The organism is Mycobacterium fragae (assembly GCF_002102185.1).
GTDB classification, from domain to species: domain Bacteria; phylum Actinomycetota; class Actinomycetes; order Mycobacteriales; family Mycobacteriaceae; genus Mycobacterium; species Mycobacterium fragae.
This window is the reverse complement of record NZ_LQOW01000016.1, coordinates 200,319-218,450: the sequence shown is the minus strand read 5'-3', so window position 1 is coordinate 218,450 and position 18,132 is coordinate 200,319. Positions and strand designations below refer to the sequence as shown.

Annotated in this window: 15 protein-coding genes; 14 read left to right on the top strand and 1 reads right to left on the bottom strand. The window is 67.9% G+C overall.

The genetic code is table 11. From position 1 onward, the window contains the following. Window positions 1-71: 71 nt before the first annotated feature. The 11 genes from AWC06_RS09085 to AWC06_RS09035 all read left to right on the top strand — a co-directional run bounded on the left by AWC06_RS09085 (window position 72) and on the right by AWC06_RS09035 (window position 12,743). Entirely contained in the window at window positions 72-656 is a 585-nt protein-coding gene (locus AWC06_RS09085; RefSeq protein WP_085196533.1) for a YceD family protein, read from the top strand. Continuing rightward, window positions 602-1,336: a ribonuclease III gene (gene rnc / locus AWC06_RS09080; RefSeq protein ID WP_085196531.1), complete on the top strand. Its 735-nt coding sequence runs from the start codon at window positions 602-604 to the stop codon at window positions 1,334-1,336. Before AWC06_RS09085 ends, rnc begins: the two co-directional genes overlap by 55 nt. Window positions 1,337-1,341: 5 nt before the next feature. Continuing rightward, a complete protein-coding gene (gene mutM / locus AWC06_RS09075; protein ID WP_085196529.1) occupies window positions 1,342-2,244 on the top strand; it encodes a DNA-formamidopyrimidine glycosylase in 903 nt (300 codons plus the stop codon). Between the two features lie 186 nt (window positions 2,245-2,430). Continuing rightward, the gene (locus tag AWC06_RS09070; RefSeq protein WP_372458073.1) at window positions 2,431-2,670 is read left to right on the top strand and encodes a TM2 domain-containing protein; all 240 of its coding nucleotides are present in this window, start codon (window positions 2,431-2,433) and stop codon (window positions 2,668-2,670) included. 44 nt (window positions 2,671-2,714) lie between these two features. Continuing rightward, complete coding sequence (locus AWC06_RS09065; RefSeq protein WP_085196525.1) at window positions 2,715-3,131, top strand: OsmC family protein; 417 nt, start codon at window positions 2,715-2,717, stop codon at window positions 3,129-3,131. Further along, window positions 3,118-3,399 (top strand): acylphosphatase, encoded by a 282-nt coding sequence (locus AWC06_RS09060; protein WP_085196523.1) that lies wholly within the window; start codon window positions 3,118-3,120, stop codon window positions 3,397-3,399. The genes AWC06_RS09065 and AWC06_RS09060 overlap by 14 nt, the downstream gene beginning before the upstream one ends. 49 nt (window positions 3,400-3,448) lie before the next feature. Continuing rightward, window positions 3,449-7,051, top strand: a complete 3,603-nt coding sequence (gene smc, locus AWC06_RS09055) for a chromosome segregation protein SMC (RefSeq protein ID WP_085196521.1) — start codon at window positions 3,449-3,451, stop codon at window positions 7,049-7,051. 20 nt (window positions 7,052-7,071) lie between these two features. After that, window positions 7,072-8,319 (top strand): signal recognition particle-docking protein FtsY, encoded by a 1,248-nt coding sequence (gene ftsY, locus AWC06_RS09050; protein ID WP_085196519.1) that lies wholly within the window; start codon window positions 7,072-7,074, stop codon window positions 8,317-8,319. A 224-nt stretch (window positions 8,320-8,543) separates the two neighbouring features. Further along, a complete protein-coding gene (locus AWC06_RS09045) occupies window positions 8,544-10,052 on the top strand; it encodes an ammonium transporter (RefSeq protein ID WP_211281933.1) in 1,509 nt (502 codons plus the stop codon). Continuing rightward, complete coding sequence (locus AWC06_RS09040; RefSeq protein WP_227371042.1) at window positions 9,940-10,260, top strand: P-II family nitrogen regulator; 321 nt, start codon at window positions 9,940-9,942, stop codon at window positions 10,258-10,260. Before AWC06_RS09045 ends, AWC06_RS09040 begins: the two co-directional genes overlap by 113 nt. A gap of 35 nt (window positions 10,261-10,295) precedes the next feature. Beyond that, window positions 10,296-12,743 carry a [protein-PII] uridylyltransferase gene (locus tag AWC06_RS09035; RefSeq protein WP_085196516.1) on the top strand — a complete coding sequence of 816 codons (2,448 nt, stop codon included), beginning with the start codon at window positions 10,296-10,298 and terminating at the stop codon, window positions 12,741-12,743. On the opposite strand, the gene AWC06_RS09030 is transcribed toward AWC06_RS09035, so the two are convergent. Further along, window positions 12,711-13,517 carry an alpha/beta hydrolase gene (locus AWC06_RS09030; protein ID WP_085196514.1) on the bottom strand — a complete coding sequence of 269 codons (807 nt, stop codon included), beginning with the start codon at window positions 13,515-13,517 and terminating at the stop codon, window positions 12,711-12,713. The genes AWC06_RS09035 and AWC06_RS09030 overlap by 33 nt on opposite strands. A gap of 98 nt (window positions 13,518-13,615) precedes the next feature. On the opposite strand from AWC06_RS09030, the gene ffh reads away from it, so the two are divergent. From ffh to AWC06_RS09015, 3 genes are read left to right on the top strand one after another with little or no spacing between them, the layout of a single operon-like run. Then, entirely contained in the window at window positions 13,616-15,184 is a 1,569-nt protein-coding gene (gene ffh / locus AWC06_RS09025) for a signal recognition particle protein (protein ID WP_085196513.1), read from the top strand. Between the two features lie 7 nt (window positions 15,185-15,191). Continuing rightward, a complete protein-coding gene (locus AWC06_RS09020) occupies window positions 15,192-16,259 on the top strand; it encodes a metal-dependent hydrolase family protein (protein ID WP_085196511.1) in 1,068 nt (355 codons plus the stop codon). A 46-nt stretch (window positions 16,260-16,305) separates the two neighbouring features. Then, entirely contained in the window at window positions 16,306-18,132 is a 1,827-nt protein-coding gene (locus AWC06_RS09015; RefSeq protein WP_139819977.1) for an N-acyl-D-amino-acid deacylase family protein, read from the top strand.

Here is an 18,132-nt window from a genome sequence, read left to right as displayed (position 1 = left end):
GGCGACCCGCCGCGCCCGGCTTCGCCGCGCTTGCGATCGCCGCTGGTTGCCGCGCCCGTAGGATTACGGGCATGGCCATGCAGCACAGTTCGACGGCGCGGCGGCATCCGAGCTCGCCGCTGGCCTTGAATATCGCGCGGCTGGGGCGACGACCGGGAGCAGCGTTTTCGGTGCAGGACACCGTTGCCAGCCCGTCGCGCATCGGTTTGGACCTGATCGGCATTCGACCGGGCGCGCCGATGGACCTCGATTTGCGGGTCGAGTCGGTGTCCGAGGGCGTGTTGGTCACCGGGACACTGGCCGCCCCCACATCCGGCGAGTGTGCACGGTGCCTGGCGACGTTCAGCGGCCAAGTGGAGGTCACCCTGACCGAGCTGTTCGCCTACCCGGACAGCGTCACCGAGGCGACCACCGAGGAGGGCGAGGTCGGGCGGGTCGTCGACGACGTCGTCGACCTCGAACAGCCGATTATCGACGCCGTCGGGCTGGAACTGCCGCTATCGCCGGTGTGCCGAGCGGATTGCCCCGGGCTGTGTCCGGACTGCGGTGTCCCGCTGGCAACCGCCGAGCCCGGTCATCACCATGACCGGATCGACCCGCGATGGGCCAAGCTGGCCGGAATGCTGCGACCCGACGACGATGCGGCGCAGCGGTGACGCGGCAGAGCCTGCTCGACGCGCTCGGCGTCGACCTGCCCGACGACTTGCTGACCCTGGCGCTGACCCATCGCAGCTACGCCTATGAGCACGGCGGCCTGCCCACCAACGAGCGTTTGGAATTTCTCGGCGACGCCGTTTTGGGTCTGATCGTCACCGACGAGCTGTTTCACCGGCATCCCGACCGATCGGAGGGGGACCTGGCCAAACTGCGGTCCAGCGTGGTGAACACCCAGGCGCTGGCGGAAGTCGCGCGCAATCTGACCGACGAGGGGCTCGGCGCGTATATGTTGCTGGGACGCGGCGAGCTCAACTCGGGCGGGGCCGGTAAATCCAGCATCCTGGCCGACGGTTTGGAATCACTTCTGGGCGCGATCTACCTGCATCACGGCATGGACGCCGCGCGCGACGTGGTCCTACGGTTGTTCGGTGGATTGCTGGAGGGCGGCGGCCTGCTGGACTGGAAGACCAGCCTGCAGGAGTTGACCGCGGCCCGCGGCCTGGGCGTGCCGTCCTACCATGTCACCTCCACCGGGCCCGACCACGACAAAGAGTTCACCGCCGTCGTCGTAGTGATGGACACCGAATACGGCTCGGGCGTGGGACGGTCCAAAAAGGAAGCCGAACAAAGCGCTGCGTCAGCAGCGTGGAAAGCGCTGCACGCGCTCGACATCGCGTGATGTAGATGCCCGAGCTACCGGAAGTCGAGGTGGTGCGGCGCGGTTTGCAGGCCCATGTGGTGGGCAGGACCATCACCGCGGTGCGGGTGCATCATCCCCGCTCGGTGCGGCGCCACGAGGCCGGCCCCGCCGATCTGACGGCGCGGCTGCTCGACGCCCGGATCACCGGCAGCGACCGGCGCGGCAAATACCTATGGCTGACGCTGGACGGGCCGGGCTGCGACGAGCACGCGCTGGTCGTTCACCTCGGGATGAGCGGGCAGATGCTGCTCGGCCGCGTGCCCCGCGCCGACCATGTCCGGATCTCCGCATTGCTCGACGACGGCACCACGGTGAGTTTTGCCGACCAGCGGACGTTCGGGGGGTGGCTGCTCGCCGAGCTGGTGACCGTCGACGGCAGCGTGGTTCCCGCACCGGTCGCACACCTGGCACGTGACCCGCTCGACCCCCGCTTCGACATCGCTGCGGCGGTAAACCTGTTGCGGCGCAAGCATTCCGAGATCAAGCGCCAGCTGCTCGACCAGACCGTGGTGTCGGGCATCGGCAACATCTACGCCGACGAAGCGTTGTGGCGGGCCCAGGTCAACGGCGCGCGCATCGCAGCCACGCTGACGCGTCCTCGGCTCACCGCGGTGCTCGAGGCCGCGGCCGACGTGATGCGCGACGCATTGGCGCACGGCGGCACCTCGTTCGATTCGCTGTATGTCAACGTCAACGGCCAATCCGGCTACTTCGAGCGATCGCTGGACGCCTACGGCCGCGAAGGCAAACACTGCCGGCGGTGCGGAGCAGGGATCCGCCGGGAGAAGTTCATGAACCGCTCGTCGTTCTACTGCCCCAAATGCCAGCCACGTCCACGCAGTACCGCGCGAAGACATTCCACGGATGTTGCGGTTAGCCCGGATTAGCCGGCGATTTAGGCCATCATCATCTGCGTGACAATGCCGCAACAGCCGGAGGGCTTCCAGAATCCGTCCGGACCACCCCAAGGATCGTATCCGCCGCCTCCCGGGGGATACCCCGCTGCGCCCGCACCGTATCCGCAGATGCCATACGGTCCGCCGGGCGCACCATATGCACCATACGGTTATGGCGTGGACGCCTATGGGCGTCCGCTGTCGGACAAAAGCAAGCTCACCGCGGGACTGCTGGAGATTTTCCTCGGCAGCTTCGGCGTCGGCCGTTTTTATCTCGGCTACACCGGAATCGGAGTCGCCCAGATCGCGGCGACTTGGCTGACGTGCGGGATCGGCGGGATCTGGCCGCTGATCGACGGAATCATGATGCTCACCGGCAAGGTGCCCGACGCAGAAGGCCGCATCCTGCGCGAGTGAGTGGCGATCGACCGGTGGGGAGAGCCGCCCGGTAAAAAGAACCCATGACGCAACTGTGGGTGGAACGTACCGGAGTGCGCCGCTACACCGGCCACAGCTCGCGCGGTGCGCAGGTGCTCGTCGGCTCGGAGGACGTCGACGGCGTCTTCACCCCGGGCGAGCTGCTCAAGATCGCGCTCGCGGCGTGCAGCGGAATGGCCAGCGACCAGCCACTGGCCCACAGGCTTGGCGATGATTACCGGGCGGTGATCCGGGTGTCCGGTGCGGCCGACCGCGACCAGGAGCGGTATCCGCTGCTGCAGGAGACCCTCGAGGTCGACCTGTCGGGTTTGACGGACGAGCAGGTTCAGCGGCTGCTGGTCGTCGTCAACCGGGCCGTCGACCAGGTGTGCACCGTCGGGCGCACGCTGAAATCCGGCACCACCGTCACCTTCGAGATCGCCGACCGTGGCCGAGCCTGATGTTCGGCTGACCGCCTGGGTACGCGGGCGTGTGCAGGGAGTCGGATTCCGCTGGTGGACCCGCTCCCGGGCGCTGGAATTGGGTCTGACCGGCTACGTCGCCAACCGCATCGACGGACGGGTGCTCGTCGTCGCGCAGGGGCCGCGTGAGGACTGCGAGGAGCTGCTGCGCCTGCTGCAGAGCGACGCCACCCCCGGTCGCGTCGACAACGTCATCGCCGACTGGTCACTGGAACCGGAGGACTTCGAAGGGTTCAGCGCGCGCTGACCCGCGTGCCGCCTCTTCACATCGCCGGCCGCCGGTAGTCTGGCACGTCGTGTACCTCAAGAGCGTGACGCTGAAGGGCTTCAAGTCCTTCGCCTCGCTGACGACGCTGCGCTTCGAGCCGGGCATCACCGCGGTGGTCGGTCCGAACGGCTCGGGCAAATCCAACGTGGTCGACGCGCTGGCTTGGGTGATGGGGGAGCAGGGCGCCAAGACGCTGCGCGGCGGCAAGATGGAAGACGTCATTTTCGCGGGCACCTCGTCACGGCCGCCGCTGGGCCGCGCCGAGGTCACGGTCACCATCGACAACTCGGACAACGCGTTGCCGATCGAGTACTCAGAGGTGTCGATCACGCGGCGGATGTTCCGTGACGGCGCAAGTGAATACGAAATCAACGGCAGCTCTTGCCGTTTGATGGATGTGCAAGAGCTGTTGAGCGACTCCGGCATCGGTCGTGAGATGCACGTGATTGTCGGGCAGGGCAAGCTCAACGAGATCCTGGAGTCACGGCCGGAGGAGCGACGGGCGTTCATCGAGGAAGCCGCCGGCGTGCTCAAGCATCGCAAGCGCAAGGAGAAGGCCGTCCGCAAGCTGGACGCGATGTCGGCGAACCTGGCCCGGCTCACCGATCTGACCACCGAACTGCGCCGCCAACTCAAACCACTGGGCAGGCAGGCCGAGGTGGCCCGTCGCGCGGCGACCATCCAGGCCGACCTGCGCGACTCCCGGCTGCGGCTGGCCGCCGACGACGTCGTCACCCGGCAGGCCGAGCTCAACGACGTGGACCAGGCCGAGGCGGCGTTGCGCCGTGAACACGACGAGGCCGCCGCCCGGATGTCGGTGGCCTCCGACGAGCTGGCCGCCCACGAAGAAGCACTGGCGGCGCTGTCACAACGAGCCGAGTCGGCCCAGCAGACCTGGTTTCGCTTGTCCGCCTTGGCCGAACGGGTCAGTGCGACCGTGCGCATCGCCAGTGAGCGCGCACAGCACCTCGACGTCGAGCCGACCACCGGCGGCGGTGTCGACCCCGAGGCGTTGGAGGCGGAGGCCCAGCAGGTGGAGGCCGCCGAGCGCGAGCTGCTCACCGAGCTGGCCGCCGCCCGCGCTCGGCTGGACTCGGCGCGTACCGAGCTGGCCGAGCGTGAGCGCAGCGCCGCCGAAGCCGAGCAGGCTCACCTGGCGGCGGTGCGCGCCGAGGCCGACCGTCGCGAGGGCCTGGCCCGGTTGGCCGGCCAGGTGGAAACGATGAGGGCGCGGGTCGAATCGATCGACGAGAGCGTGGCCAAGCTCTCGGAGCGCATCGAGGAAGCCGCGGCCCGCGCCCAGCAGGCTCAAGCGGAGTTCGAGACAGTGCAAGGTCGGGTCGGTGAGCTGGATCAAGGCGAGGTCGGCCTCGACGAGCACCACGAGCGGATGGTGGTCGCATTGCGGTTGGCCGACGAGCGGGTCGCCGAACTGCAGTCGGCCGAGCGTGGCGCCGAACGCCAAGTGGCCTCGCTGCGCGCCCGGATCGACGCGCTCTCGGTTGGGCTCGAGCGGAAGGACGGCGCCTCCTGGCTCACCCGAAACCGCGGCGGCGCCGGGCTTTTCGGGTCGATCGCCACGCTGGTCAAGGTGCGTTCGGGTTACGAGGCCGCGCTGGCTGCGGTGCTCGGCGCGGCCGCCGATGCGCTGGCCGCCGACAGCTTCAGTGCCGCTGCTTCTGCGGTGACGGCTTTGAAGCAGGCCGACGGTGGCCGCGCGGCCATTGTGCTCGGGGACTGGCCGGCCATTGAAGACTCAGCATCGGCGAGGTACCCGCTACCCGATGGTGCCCAATGGGCGCTCGACCTCATCGAGACGCCGTCGCGGCTGCGCGGTGCGATGACCGCGATGCTTTCCGGCGTCGCGGTGGTCACCGACCTGCGCGAGGCGATGGATCTGGTGGCGGCCCGCCCGCAGTTGCGCGCGGTGACTCTCGACGGCGATCTGGTGGGCGCCGGCTGGGTCAGCGGCGGGTCGGACCGCAAACCGTCGACGCTGGAGATCACTTCCGAAATCGAGAAGGCACGCGCCGAGCTGGCCGGCGCCGAGGCGCAGGCCAGCCAGCTGTCCGCGGCGCTGTCCGGCGCGCTGAGCGAGCAGGCCGCGCGGCAGGACGCCACCGAGCAGGCATTGGCGGCGCTCAACGAGTCCGATGCCGCGATCTCGGCGATCTATGAGCAGCTCGGACGGCTCGGCCAGGACGCCCGGACCGCCGAAGAGGACTGGCGCCGACTGCTGCGCCAGCGCGAGGAACTGGAGGCCGGACGCGCGCAGACACTCGACGAACTCGGTGAACTCGAGACCCGGTTGCGCAACGCCGAGCAGACGCAGCACGTGGCGCCCGAATCGGTCGACCGGCAGCGCATTGCGGCCGCAGCCGAGACCGCTCGCGGCGTCGAGGTGGAAGCCAGGCTCGCGGTGCGCACCGCCGAGGAACGCGCCAATGCCGTTCGCGGGCGGGCGGATTCGCTGCGCCGCGCCGCCGCGGCCGAACGGGAGGCACGGCTGCGCGCCCAGCAGGCTCGCGCCGCGCGTGAGCACGCGGCCGCCGTGGCCGCCGCGGTGGCCGACGCCGGACGGCGGCTGGCCGGGCGGCTCGATCAGGTGGTCGCCGCCGCGTCGCGCAACCGCGACGTGCTCGCCGCCGAACGCCGGCAACGGTCGGTCGCGATGGCCGCGGTCCGTGACGAGGTCAACGCCCTGGGCGCCCGGATCGCCACCCTCACCGAGTCGCTACACCGCGACGAGGTGGCCAAGGCCCAGGCGGCGCTGCGCATCGAGCAGCTCGAGGAGATGGTGCTCGAGCAGTTCGGGATGGCGCCCGACGACCTGGTTGCCGAATACGGCCCGGATGTGCCGCTGCCGCCGACCGAGCTCGAGCTGGCCGAGTACGAGCAGGCCCGCGAGCGCGGCGAGCAGGTCACCGCACCGGCGCCGATGCCCTACGACCGGGCCACCCAGGAGCGCCGGGCCAAACGCGCCGAACGGGACCTGGCCGAGCTCGGCCGCGTCAACCCGCTGGCGCTGGAGGAGTTCGCGGCGCTGGAGGAGCGCTACAACTTTTTGTCCACTCAGCTCGAGGACGTCAAGGCCGCGCGCAAGGACCTGCTCGACGTCGTCGCCGACGTCGACGCCCGCATCCTGCAGGTGTTCAGCGACGCCTACGAAGATGTGGAACGCGAATTCCGCGGGGTGTTCGCCGCGCTGTTCCCGGGCGGAGAAGGCCGGTTGCGGTTGACCAACCCCGACGACATGCTCACCACCGGCATCGAGGTCGAGGCCCGCCCGCCCGGCAAGAAGATCAAACGGCTGTCGTTGCTGTCCGGCGGGGAGAAGGCGTTGACGGCAGTGGCGATGCTGGTGGCGATTTTCCGGGCCCGCCCGTCGCCGTTCTACATCATGGACGAGGTGGAGGCGGCGCTCGACGACATGAACCTGCACCGGCTTCTGGTGCTGTTCGAGCAGCTGCGAGCCCAGTCGCAGATCATCATCATCACGCACCAGAAGCCGACGATGGAAGTCGCCGACGCGCTCTACGGGGTGACGATGCAAGACGATGGCATCACCGCGGTGATTTCCCAGCGGATGCGCGGCCAACAGGTCGACCAGCTGGTCTCGGCTTCTCACTGACTCCCGGATAGCTTGGAATAGTGCCGGACACACTCTGGATCGCGATCGCCGTCGTCGCCGCACTGATCGTCGTTGCCGTCGTGATCGTGGGCCTGGTCCGCTACCGCCGGCGCCGGATCAGGCTCTCGGAGCAGCCCGCCGCGCTCGATCGCTCCGGCGGCTACACCGCGTCGTCGGGAATCACGTTCAGCCGCACGGAGTCCGCAGAGCGGATCGACACCTCAGGACTGCCTGCGGTCGGGGACGACGCGACGATTCCCCGCGATGCCCCCAAGCGCACCATCACCGATATCGAACTACCGGAACCGGATAGCGCCCCGCCACCTGCGCTTGATGTGGAGGCGATCGCACCGCCGGAAGGACGACTGGAACGACTGCGCGGCCGGCTCGCCCGATCGCAAAATGCGTTGGGCCGCAGCATGCTTGGGCTACTCGGCGGCGGTGATCTCGACGAGGACTCGTGGGAGCAGATCGAGGACACTCTGCTGATCGCCGACCTGGGGCCGGTGGTGACCACCTCGGTTGTGGCCCAGCTGCGCAGCCAGCTGGCCAGCAAGGACGTCCGCACCGAGGCCGACGCCCGCGCGGTACTGCGGGAGGTTCTGGTCAGCGAGCTGCAGCCCGATCTGGACCGGTCGGTGCGCGCGCTGCCGCACGACGACCATCCGTCGGTGCTGCTGGTCGTCGGCGTCAACGGAACCGGGAAAACCACCACCGTCGGCAAGCTGGCGCGGGTGCTGGTCGCCGACGGCCGAAGGGTGGTGCTGGGCGCGGCCGACACGTTCCGCGCCGCCGCCGCCGACCAGCTGGAAGCCTGGGCCGCTCGGGTGGGGGCCGAGGTCGTGCGCGGAGCCGAGGGCGCCGACCCCGCCTCGGTGGCCTTCGACGCCGTCGACAAGGGCATCGCCGCGGGCGCCGACGTCGTGGTCATCGACACGGCCGGCCGGTTGCACACCAAAACCGGGCTGATGGACGAACTCGGCAAGGTCAAACGGGTGGTGACGCGGCGCGCGGCGGTCGACGAGGTGCTGCTGGTGCTCGACGCCACCATCGGGCAGAACGGGCTGGCGCAGGCACGGGTATTCGCCGACGTCGTCGACATCAGCGGAGCGGTACTGACCAAGCTGGACGGAACCGCCAAGGGCGGCATCGTTTTCCGGGTGCAGCAGGAACTCGGGGTGCCGGTGAAGCTCGTCGGGCTCGGGGAGGGACCCGACGACCTTGCGCCGTTCGAGCCAGGCGCTTTCGTCGACGCCCTGCTCGGCTAGCGGCGACCGCTGTGATCATGATGGCGACCCGTCCCCCTCGCCGCTCCGCGGCTGGGGGTGCCCCCAGCGCCCGGCTCCGCCGCGCTGGCGATCGCCATGTGAGCATGTTGTAACACCGACGAAACCTGCCAGCGTCGCCTTTTGAAACAACCACTGCGCATTGTCTTGACCACCGGGACAGTGGTCGCACCTTGCCGCGGCCTTGCTGAAGGAGGTTAGGGGCAGTGGACCATTTCCCCATCATGGGCGTCCCCGACACTGGCGACACCGCCTGGATGCTGGCTAGCTCCGCGCTGGTGCTGTTGATGACGCCGGGCCTGGCGTTCTTCTACGGCGGGATGGTCCGCGCCAGAGGCGTGCTGAACATGATCATGATGAGCGTCAGCGCCATGGGCGTGGTCACGGTGCTGTGGGTGCTCTACGGCTACTCGCTGGCTTTCGGCGACGACGTCGGGAACGTCGCCGGCAACCCGACCGAATACTGGGGTCTGAAGGGCCTCATCGGTGTCAATGCCGTCGCGGCTGATCCCGCCAGCTCAACCCCGGCGGTGCAGATTCCTTTGGCTGGAACCATGCCCCAGACCGTATTCGTGGCGTTCCAGCTGATGTTCGCGATCATCACGGTTGCGCTGATCTCCGGGGCGGTAGCCGATCGTATGAAGTTCGGCGCTTGGACGCTGTTCGCCGGCTTGTGGGCCACGGTCGTCTACTTCCCGATCGCCCACTGGGTATTCGCGGCCGATAAGTTCGCGTCCGCTCACGGCGGCTGGATCCTCAACAAGCTGCATGCCATCGACTTCGCCGGCGGGACCGCCGTCCACATCAATGCCGGCACCGCGGGCCTGGTCCTGGCGATCATCCTTGGGAAACGCCAGGGTTGGCCGGGATTGCCGATGCGCCCGCACAATCTGCCGTTCGTGATGCTGGGCGCCGGGCTGCTGTGGTTCGGCTGGTACGGGTTCAACGCCGGTTCGGCCACCAGCGCCAACGGTGCCGCCGGGTCGACATTTATCACCACCACGACCGCGACCGGCGCGGCCATGCTCGGCTGGCTGCTCACGGAGCGTATCCGCGACGGGCGCGCAACGTCGTTGGGAGCAGCCTCGGGCATCGTTGCTGGACTGGTCGCCATCACACCGTCATGCTCGTCGGTCAATGTCGTGGGCGCATTGGTGGTGGGCGTGGCGGCGGGTGCGCTGTGCGCGCTGGCGGTCGGTTTGAAATACCGATTCGGCTTTGACGATTCGCTCGACGTGGTCGGGGTCCACCTGGTCGGAGGGCTCGTAGGCACACTGCTGGTGGGTCTGCTCGCCGCACCGCAGACCGTGGCCATTGCCGGTGTCACGGGCGTGTCACCGGGCCTGTTCTATGGCGGCGGCTTCGCTCAACTGGAAAGGCAAAGCATCGGCGCATTCAGTGTTCTCGCCTTTTCGGCCGTCGGCACTGCCATCGTGGCTCTGATCCTGAAATACACCATTGGGCTGCGCCTCAGCGCCGAGGACGAAGCCTCAGGGATCGATGAGGCTCAGCATGCTGAGAGCGGCTACGATTTCGCGGTCGCTGGTGCTTCGGTTGCTCGTCACAGCTTGGAGGAGAGAGAAAATGAAGCTGATTACCGCGATCGTCAAGCCGTTCACGCTGGAAGACATCAAAGCCAGTCTGGAGCAGTTGGGACTGCTGGGGATGACAGTCAGCGAAGTTCAGGGGTACGGGCGGCAGAAGGGTCACACTGAGGTCTACCGGGGCGCTGAATACTCGGTCGATTTCGTGCCGAAAATGCGGATCGAGGTCTTGGTCGACGACTTCGACGCGGACAAGGTCGTGGACAGCATCGTGCGGGCCGCACGCACCGGCAAGATCGGCGACGGCAAAGTGTGGGTGAGCCCGGTGGAGACAGTGGTGCGCGTCCGCACGGGTGAACGCGGAGCCGACGCGATATGAGATGCGTCGGGAAAACCTGATCCGACTGGACGGGAATGACACAACGGGGAGTCGATCCACTGGGCCCGCTTCGACTGGAGGCTACGGCCGACGGAAATGACGGCGCAGCAAGCGATTTGGCTGCCGCCCGGGAACAACTGCTCTCCAGCCCCACGGATCAACTGGATTCGGCCGCGCTACGCGAAGTGTGGGGGGAGCTGCATGAATTCTGGTTGACGTCCAAGGCAGCGCAGATCGGCATCACTGCCGACAGCGGTTTCGCGATCGTCGCGACCGGTTCGCTGGGCCGTCGCGAGCTGCTGCCGTACTCCGACCTGGACCTGCTGTTGCTGCATGACGGCTTGCCCCCCGAGACGGTCCAGAAAGTCGCGGATCAGCTGTGGTATCCGCTGTGGGACGCCAACATTCGTCTTGACCACAGCGTGCGCACGGTCGCCGAGACGCTGCGGGTGGCGGGTGCGGACGTGTCCGCGGGGCTGGCCATGCTGGATGCGCGCCACATCGCCGGCGATGAGCAGCTCTCGGCCCGTCTGGTCGAGGGCGTGCGGCAGCAGTGGCGCACCGGAATCCGGTCCCTGTTCGGCGAACTCGTCGAATCGACGCACGCCCGCTGGCGCCGCAGCGGCGAAATCGCGCATCGCGCCGAACCCGACCTGAAATTGGGCCGCGGTGGACTGCGTGATGTCCAGCTGCTCGATGCGCTGGCCATCGCCCAGCTGGCCGACCGTCTCACCGTGCGTCGGCCCGATCACCCGATGGGTTCGCTGACTGCAGCCCATCTGACGCTGCTGAACGTGCGCACCGAACTGCATCGGGTCTCCGGCCGCGGGCATGATCTGTTGTTGGCCCAATACGCCGACGAGATCAGCGCCGCAATGCATGTCGGCGACAGATACGACCTTGCGCGCACACTGTCGGACGCCGGCCGCACGATCAGCTACCGGGTCGACGCCGGGCTGCGGACCGCCGCCAACGCAATGCCGCGGCGCGGGATGTCGGCCATGCGGCGGCGCCCACGCCGGCCACTGGACGAGGGTGTGGTCGAGTACGCCGGGGAGATCGTGCTGGCCCGCGATGCCCGACCGCAAAGTGACCCCGCCTTGGTGTTGCGGGTGGCTGCGGCATCGGCCGTCACCGGGCTGCCCATTGCCGAGTCCACGCTGAGCCGACTGGCCGACATCGCGCCGGAGCTGCGGACCCCATGGCCGCGCGAAGCGTTCGACAACCTGCTGGTCCTGCTGACGGCCGGCCCGGCGACGGTCGCGACAATCGAAGCTCTCGACCGTAATGGCTTGTGGGGCAGGCTTTTCCCGGAATGGGGTGCGGTTCGCGATCTTCCGCCCCGCGACGTCATCCACATCTGGACGGTGGATCGTCATCTCGCCGAGACCGCTGCTCGGGCAAGGATTTTCACGACCCGGGTGGCACGGCCGGACCTGCTGATCCTTTCGGCGCTGCTACACGACATCGGCAAAGGACGCGATACCGACCACAGCGTGCTGGGGGCACAACTGGCCACCCAGGTCGGCACCAGGCTGGGCATGTGGCCCTCCGATGTCGAGATGCTTTCGAAGCTCGTTGAGCACCATCTGCTGTTGTCGAAGATCGCGACGCGCCACGACCTGAACGACCCGCAGACCATCGCCAGCGTCTGCGAGGCGTTGGGCGGAGATCCGGTGTTGCTCGACGTGTTGCATGCGCTGACCGAAGCCGATGCGCTGGCTACCGGCCCCGGAGTGTGGAGTGACTGGAAGGCATCGCTGGTCGGCGACCTGGTGCGGCGGTGCCGCTTGGCCATGGCCGGTGAGCAGCTGCCTCAGGCCGATCCGCTTGATCCCACTTACCTTTCGCTGGCCGCCGACGGCGAGGTTTATGTGGAGCTGCGGCCTGGCGCCAGCCGGCGCACCTACCACGTGGTGATGATCGCCCCGGACCAGCGCGGTCTGCTGTCGAAGGCCGCCGGCGTGCTTGCGCTGAACTCGCTTCGCGTGCATTCGGCGTCGATGAACATCCATGAAGGCGCCGCGATCGACGAATTTGTGGTGTCGCCACACTTCGGTTCTCCCGTCGGCGCCGAGCTGCTGCGCGAGCAGTTCATCCGCGCGCTCGACGGCGATGTCGACGTGTTGGCCGCGCTTGGCCGGCGCGAAACCGACCCCCAGAGCGCCCCGATCGGAGATACGCCCACGGGGATTCCGGTGCACGGTTCGACCGCCCCGCCCCGCATCATCTGGTTCAACGGCACGCCGGGCCGGCTGATGATCGAAATCCGGGCAACCGACCGCACGGGCTTGCTCGCCTTGCTCACCGGGGCGCTGGAACGCGCCGGGGCCGACATCCTTTGGGCGAAGGTGACGACGCTGGGTTCGATGGTGGACGACGTGTTCTGCGTCAGCCTGCCGGATCATGCGGACGCGCGAGCTGTGGTGGAGCGACACCTGTTGGCGGTGTTAGACGTGCCGGGAGACGTCGCGCCGGTTTAGGTCGCGGGTTTGCAGCCACGCGTCGATGCGTGCGGCGACGTCGGCCCAGCCCGGTTCGAGCATCATGTTGTGCCCCATGTCGAAGAACTCCGGTTCGGTCCGGTAGGCCCGCGCCGTGGCGCGCACCGCGCGCACGCTGACGAAGCCGTCGTGCGCGGCGCCGAGGACCAGGATCGGGGTGTTCACCCGCCGGGTGTCGACCCGGCGGAACATCGGATCGGTCATCGCGGCGCGGATGCTCTCGGGCCCGACGCGTTCAAAACAGGATTCGACGATGGTCTGGGGCGTGTCGGCGCAGAAGAGGTATCCGCGTGCGCGCGCCGGGGTGCGCAGGAACTTGACCAACGTCGGGTCGTTCCACGACTGCACGGTCATCCACGGGCGGCGGCGCCAGACGCGCAGCGCTGCCCCGAGCACGCCATGTGGTGGCAGGGAGCCCACCAGCACCGCCGCCGGCGCGGCTCGGTCCTCCAGGTAGCGCTGGATCACGTAGCCACCCAGGGAATGGCCGATCAGCACCGGCGCACCGCCCAGCTCGTCGGCGACCGAACGGACGTCGTCGATGTAGTCGGCGATGGAAACCGACTGCAGCGGCTTGTTGCAGAGGCTGGCGCCGTGCCCGCGCAGGCTCATCGCCACCGCGCGGTAGCCGGCGTCGGCGAAGAAGTCCAGGAAGTGCTCCCAGCACCACGCGGCATGCCAACCGCCGTGAACGAAGAGCAGCGGCACCGGATGCGCATCACTGCCGGAGCCCTTTTCGATCACCTCGAGCACGGCGTCTATTGTCGCCCGCCCAATGTCGACTTGTTGTGCCAATCACCCGGCATGTGGCCCGACAACTCGACGCTCGGGCCCCCGCTAGGCTGGCGGGCGTGTTTGAATCGCTGTCCGACCGGCTGACCGGTGCCCTTCAGGGGCTGCGCGGCAAGGGCCGGCTGACTGACGCCGACATCGATGCCACCACCCGCGAGATACGGCTGGCACTGCTGGAAGCCGACGTCTCGTTGCCGGTGGTGCGCGCATTCGTCGGCCGGATCAAAGAGCGCGCCAAGGGCGCCGAGGTGTCCGGCGCCCTCAACCCGGCGCAGCAGGTCGTCAAGATCGTCAACGAGGAACTCATCGGCATCCTCGGCGGGCAGACCCGCCAACTGGCGTTCGCGAAAACTCCGCCGACCGTGGTGATGCTGGCCGGCCTGCAGGGCTCCGGTAAGACCACGCTGGCCGGCAAATTGGCGATGTGGCTGCGCGGTCAGGGGCACACACCGCTGCTGGTGGCCTGCGACCTGCAGCGGCCCGCGGCGGTGACCCAGTTGCAGGTCGTCGGCGAGCGAGCCGGGGTGTCCGTGTTCGCGCCTCATCCGGGAGCTTCGCCCGAAAGCGGCCCCGGCGACGCCGTCGCCGTTGCCTCGGCGGGGCTCGCCGAGGCCAGGGCCAAACACTTCGACGTCGTGATCGTCGACACCGCCGGGCGGTTGGGCATCGACGACGAGATGATGGCCCAGGCCGCTGCCATCCGCGACGCCATCAACCCCGATGAGGTGCTGTTCGTCCTGGACGCGATGATCGGCCAGGACGCCGTCGCCACGGCCGAGGCGTTCGGCGCCGGCGTCGGCTTCACCGGTGTGGTGCTGACCAAGCTGGACGGTGACGCCCGTGGCGGTGCCGCGCTGTCGGTCCGCGAAGTGACCGGTGTGCCAATACTTTTCGCGTCAGCCGGCGAGAAGCTCGAGGACTTCGACGTCTTCCACCCCGACCGGATGGCTAGCCGCATCCTGGGCATGGGTGACGTGCTGAGTCTGATCGAGCAGGCCGAGCAGGTCTTCGACGCGCAACAGGCCGAGGCCGCTGCCGCCAAGATCGGCTCCGGTGAGCTGACGCTGGAGGACTTCCTCGAGCAGATGCTGGCGATCCGCAAGATGGGCCCGATCGGCAATCTGCTGGGCATGCTGCCAGGGGCGGGCCAGATGAAGGATGCACTGGCGGCGGTCGACGACAAACAACTCGACCGGCTGCAGGCCATCATCCGCGGAATGACGCCGCAAGAGCGGGCCGACCCGAAGATCATCAACGCATCGAGGCGGCTACGCATCGCCAACGGCTCCGGGGTGACGGTCTCGGAGGTCAACCAGCTGGTTGACCGCTTCTTCGAGGCCCGCAAGATGATGTCGTCGATGGTGGGCAGCATGGGCATCCCGGGCCTGGGCCGAAAGTCGGCGACGCGCAAATCGGCAAAAGCCAAGGGCGGTAAGGGCAAAAAGGGTAAGAAGCGTGGTCCCACCCCACCGAAGGTGCGGGGACCGCTTGGCGCGGGAATGCCGGGAATGACTGGGCTACCCGGAGGATTCCCCGATCTGTCGAACATGCCGGAAGGTCTGGACGAGCTGCCGCCCGGGCTGGCCGACTTCGACCTGTCCAAGCTGAACTTCCCCGGCAAAAAGTAGCCGGACCGTGCGCCTGCACGTTCGAGGGCTGGGGTTGCCCGACGAGACCGCCGTCGAACTGTGGATCGTGGACGGGCGAATCAGCCTGGAACCCGTCACCGGCGCGGACACGGTTTTCGACGGCGGCTGGATTCTGCCCGGTCTGGTAGATGCGCATTGCCATGTCGGGCTGGGACCGCACGGCACGATGGAACTCGACGAAGCCGCTGCCCAAGCAGAGACCGAACGCGACGTCGGCGCGCTGCTGCTGCGCGACTGCGGCTCGCCGACCGACACCCGCGCCCTCGACGACCGCGCCGATCTGCCGCGCATCATCCGCGCCGGGCGGCACCTGGCCAAACCCAAGCGTTATTCGCAGGGCTTGGCCATTGACATCGAGGACGAGTCGCAGCTACCCGATCTCGTAGTCGAGCAGGCGCACCGCGGTGACGGCTGGGTGAAGCTGGTCGGCGATTGGATCGACCGCGACGTGGGCGATCTCGCGCCGCTGTGGTCCGACGACGTGCTCAAAACGGCGATCGAGGCGGCGCACAACCACGGCGCGCGGGTCACCGCCCATGTCTTCGGGGAGGACGCGTTACCCGGGCTGATCAACGCCGGGATCGATTGCATCGAACACGGCACCGGGCTCACCGACGACATCATCGACCTGATGCTCGAGCACGGAACCGCGCTGGTGCCCACGCTGATCAACATCGAGAACTTTCCGGGCATAGCCGATTCGGCAAAGCGCTACCCGGCCTACGGCGCCCACATGCGCGACCTGCACGCCAAGTGTTACCCGCGGATGGCCGCGGCCCGCGAGGCCGGGATCCCGATCTATGCCGGCACCGACGCCGGGACCATGGTCGTCCACGGGCGGATCGCCGACGAAGTCGAGGCGCTCAAGAACATCGGGATGAGCCCAACCGAGGCACTGGGCGCGGCCTGCTGGGAGGCCCGTCGCTGGCTGGGCCGCCCGGGGATGGACGACGGGGCGTCCGCCGACCTGTTGTGCTACAGCGCCGACCCACGCCAGGGGCCGGAGGTGCTGAACCGGCCCGACCTGGTGATCCTGCGCGGACAGGTGTTCTGATCGCGACACGCCGCGCCGCAGGAAAGATTGTAAGTACTCACTATCTATGATACCGTCGCTTCATCCAACGGCCTGGAGGAAGACAGTGACGTACGACGTGATCATTCGCGACGGTCTGTGGTTCGACGGCACCGGCATCGCGCCGCAGACCCGCACTTTGGGCATCCGCGACGGCATCGTCTCAGCGGTTTCCTCGGGCCCGCTGGACGAGACCGGCTGCCCCGAAGTGATCGACGCGGCGGGCAAATGGATCGTTCCCGGGTTCATCGACGTGCACACCCACTACGACGCCGAGGTCCTGCTGGATCCCGGATTGCGCGAATCGGTGCGCCACGGCGTCACCACGGTGATGCTGGGCAACTGCTCGCTCTCGACGGTCTACGCGGACTCCGATGATGCCGCTGATCTGTTCAGCCGGGTGGAGGCAGTGCCACGCAAGTTCGTCTTGGGCGCGCTGGAAAAGAACAAGACGTGGTCGACGGCCGCGGAATACATCGAGGCGATCGATGCCCTGCCGCTCGGCCCGAATGTCGGTTCACTGCTTGGTCATTCAGATCTGCGGACCGCGGTCCTCGGACTCGATCGCGCCACCGACGAGCGGGTGCGGCCCACCGAGGCCGAACTCGACCGGATGGCTTCCCTGCTCGAAGAGGCGCTGGACGCCGGGATGCTGGGCATGTCGGGGATGGACGCGGCCATCGACAAGCTCGACGGCGACCGGTTCCGGTCCCGCGCGCTGCCGTCGACGTTCGCGACTTGGCGCGAGCGCCGCAAGCTGATCAACGTGTTGCGCAAGCGCGGCCGAATCCTGCAAAGCGCACCCGATGTCGCGCGCGCCGTGACGACCGTGCTGTTCTTCTTGGCCAGCAGCCGGATGTTCGGACGGCGCAAGGGCGTTCGGATGAGCCTGCTGGTGTCTGCCGACACCAAGGCGGCGCCGTTCGGGGTTTATGTCTTCGGGCCGGGCACCCGATTGCTCAACGCTCTTCTGGGTTCCAGTGTGCGTTTCCAGCATTTGCCAGTGCCATTCGAGTTGTACTCCGATGGAATCGATCTGCCGGTCTTCGAAGAGTTCGGTGCCGGCACCGCGGCACTGCATCTGCGTGATCAGCTGGGGCGCAACAAATTACTGGCCGATGAAAAATACCGCCGGAACTTCCGCCGGGAGTTCGATCGTATCAAGCTGGGGCCAACGTTGTGGCACCGCGACTTTCACGACGCAGTGATCGTCGAATGCCCGGACAAGACGTTGGTCGGCAAGAGCTTCGGCGCGATCGCCGACGAGCGGGGAGTGCACCCGCTCGACGCGTTCCTCGATGTGCTTGTCGAAAACGGCGAGCGTAACGTCCGCTGGACGACCACCGTCGCCAACCACCGGCCCAAGCAGCTCGACAAGCTGGCCGCCGAGCCCACCATCCACATGGGCTTCTCCGACGCCGGCGCGCACCTGCGCAACATGGCCTTCTACAACTTCGCGCTGCGACTGCTCAAGCGCACGTTGGAGGCCCAACGCGACGAAAAACCGTTCCTCACACTGCAGCACGCGGTGCATCGCCTGACCGGCGAGGTGGCCGAGTGGTTCGGCCTGGACGCCGGCACGTTGCGGCAGGGCGACCGGGCGGACTTCGTGGTGATCGATCCGGCCGGCCTCGACGACTCCGTGGACGGCTACCACGAGGAGAAGGTGCCGTTCTACGGCGGCCTGAGCCGCATGGTCAACCGCAACGACGCGGCGGTGGTCGCGACCGGCGTGGGCGGCGCGGTCGTGTTCCGCAACGGCCGGTTCCGCGACGGCTATGGCCAAACCGTCAAGTCGGGCCGTTATCTGCGGGCCGGGACGCGTCGAGCGGCTAAGTTGAGCGCGCAGGTCTGA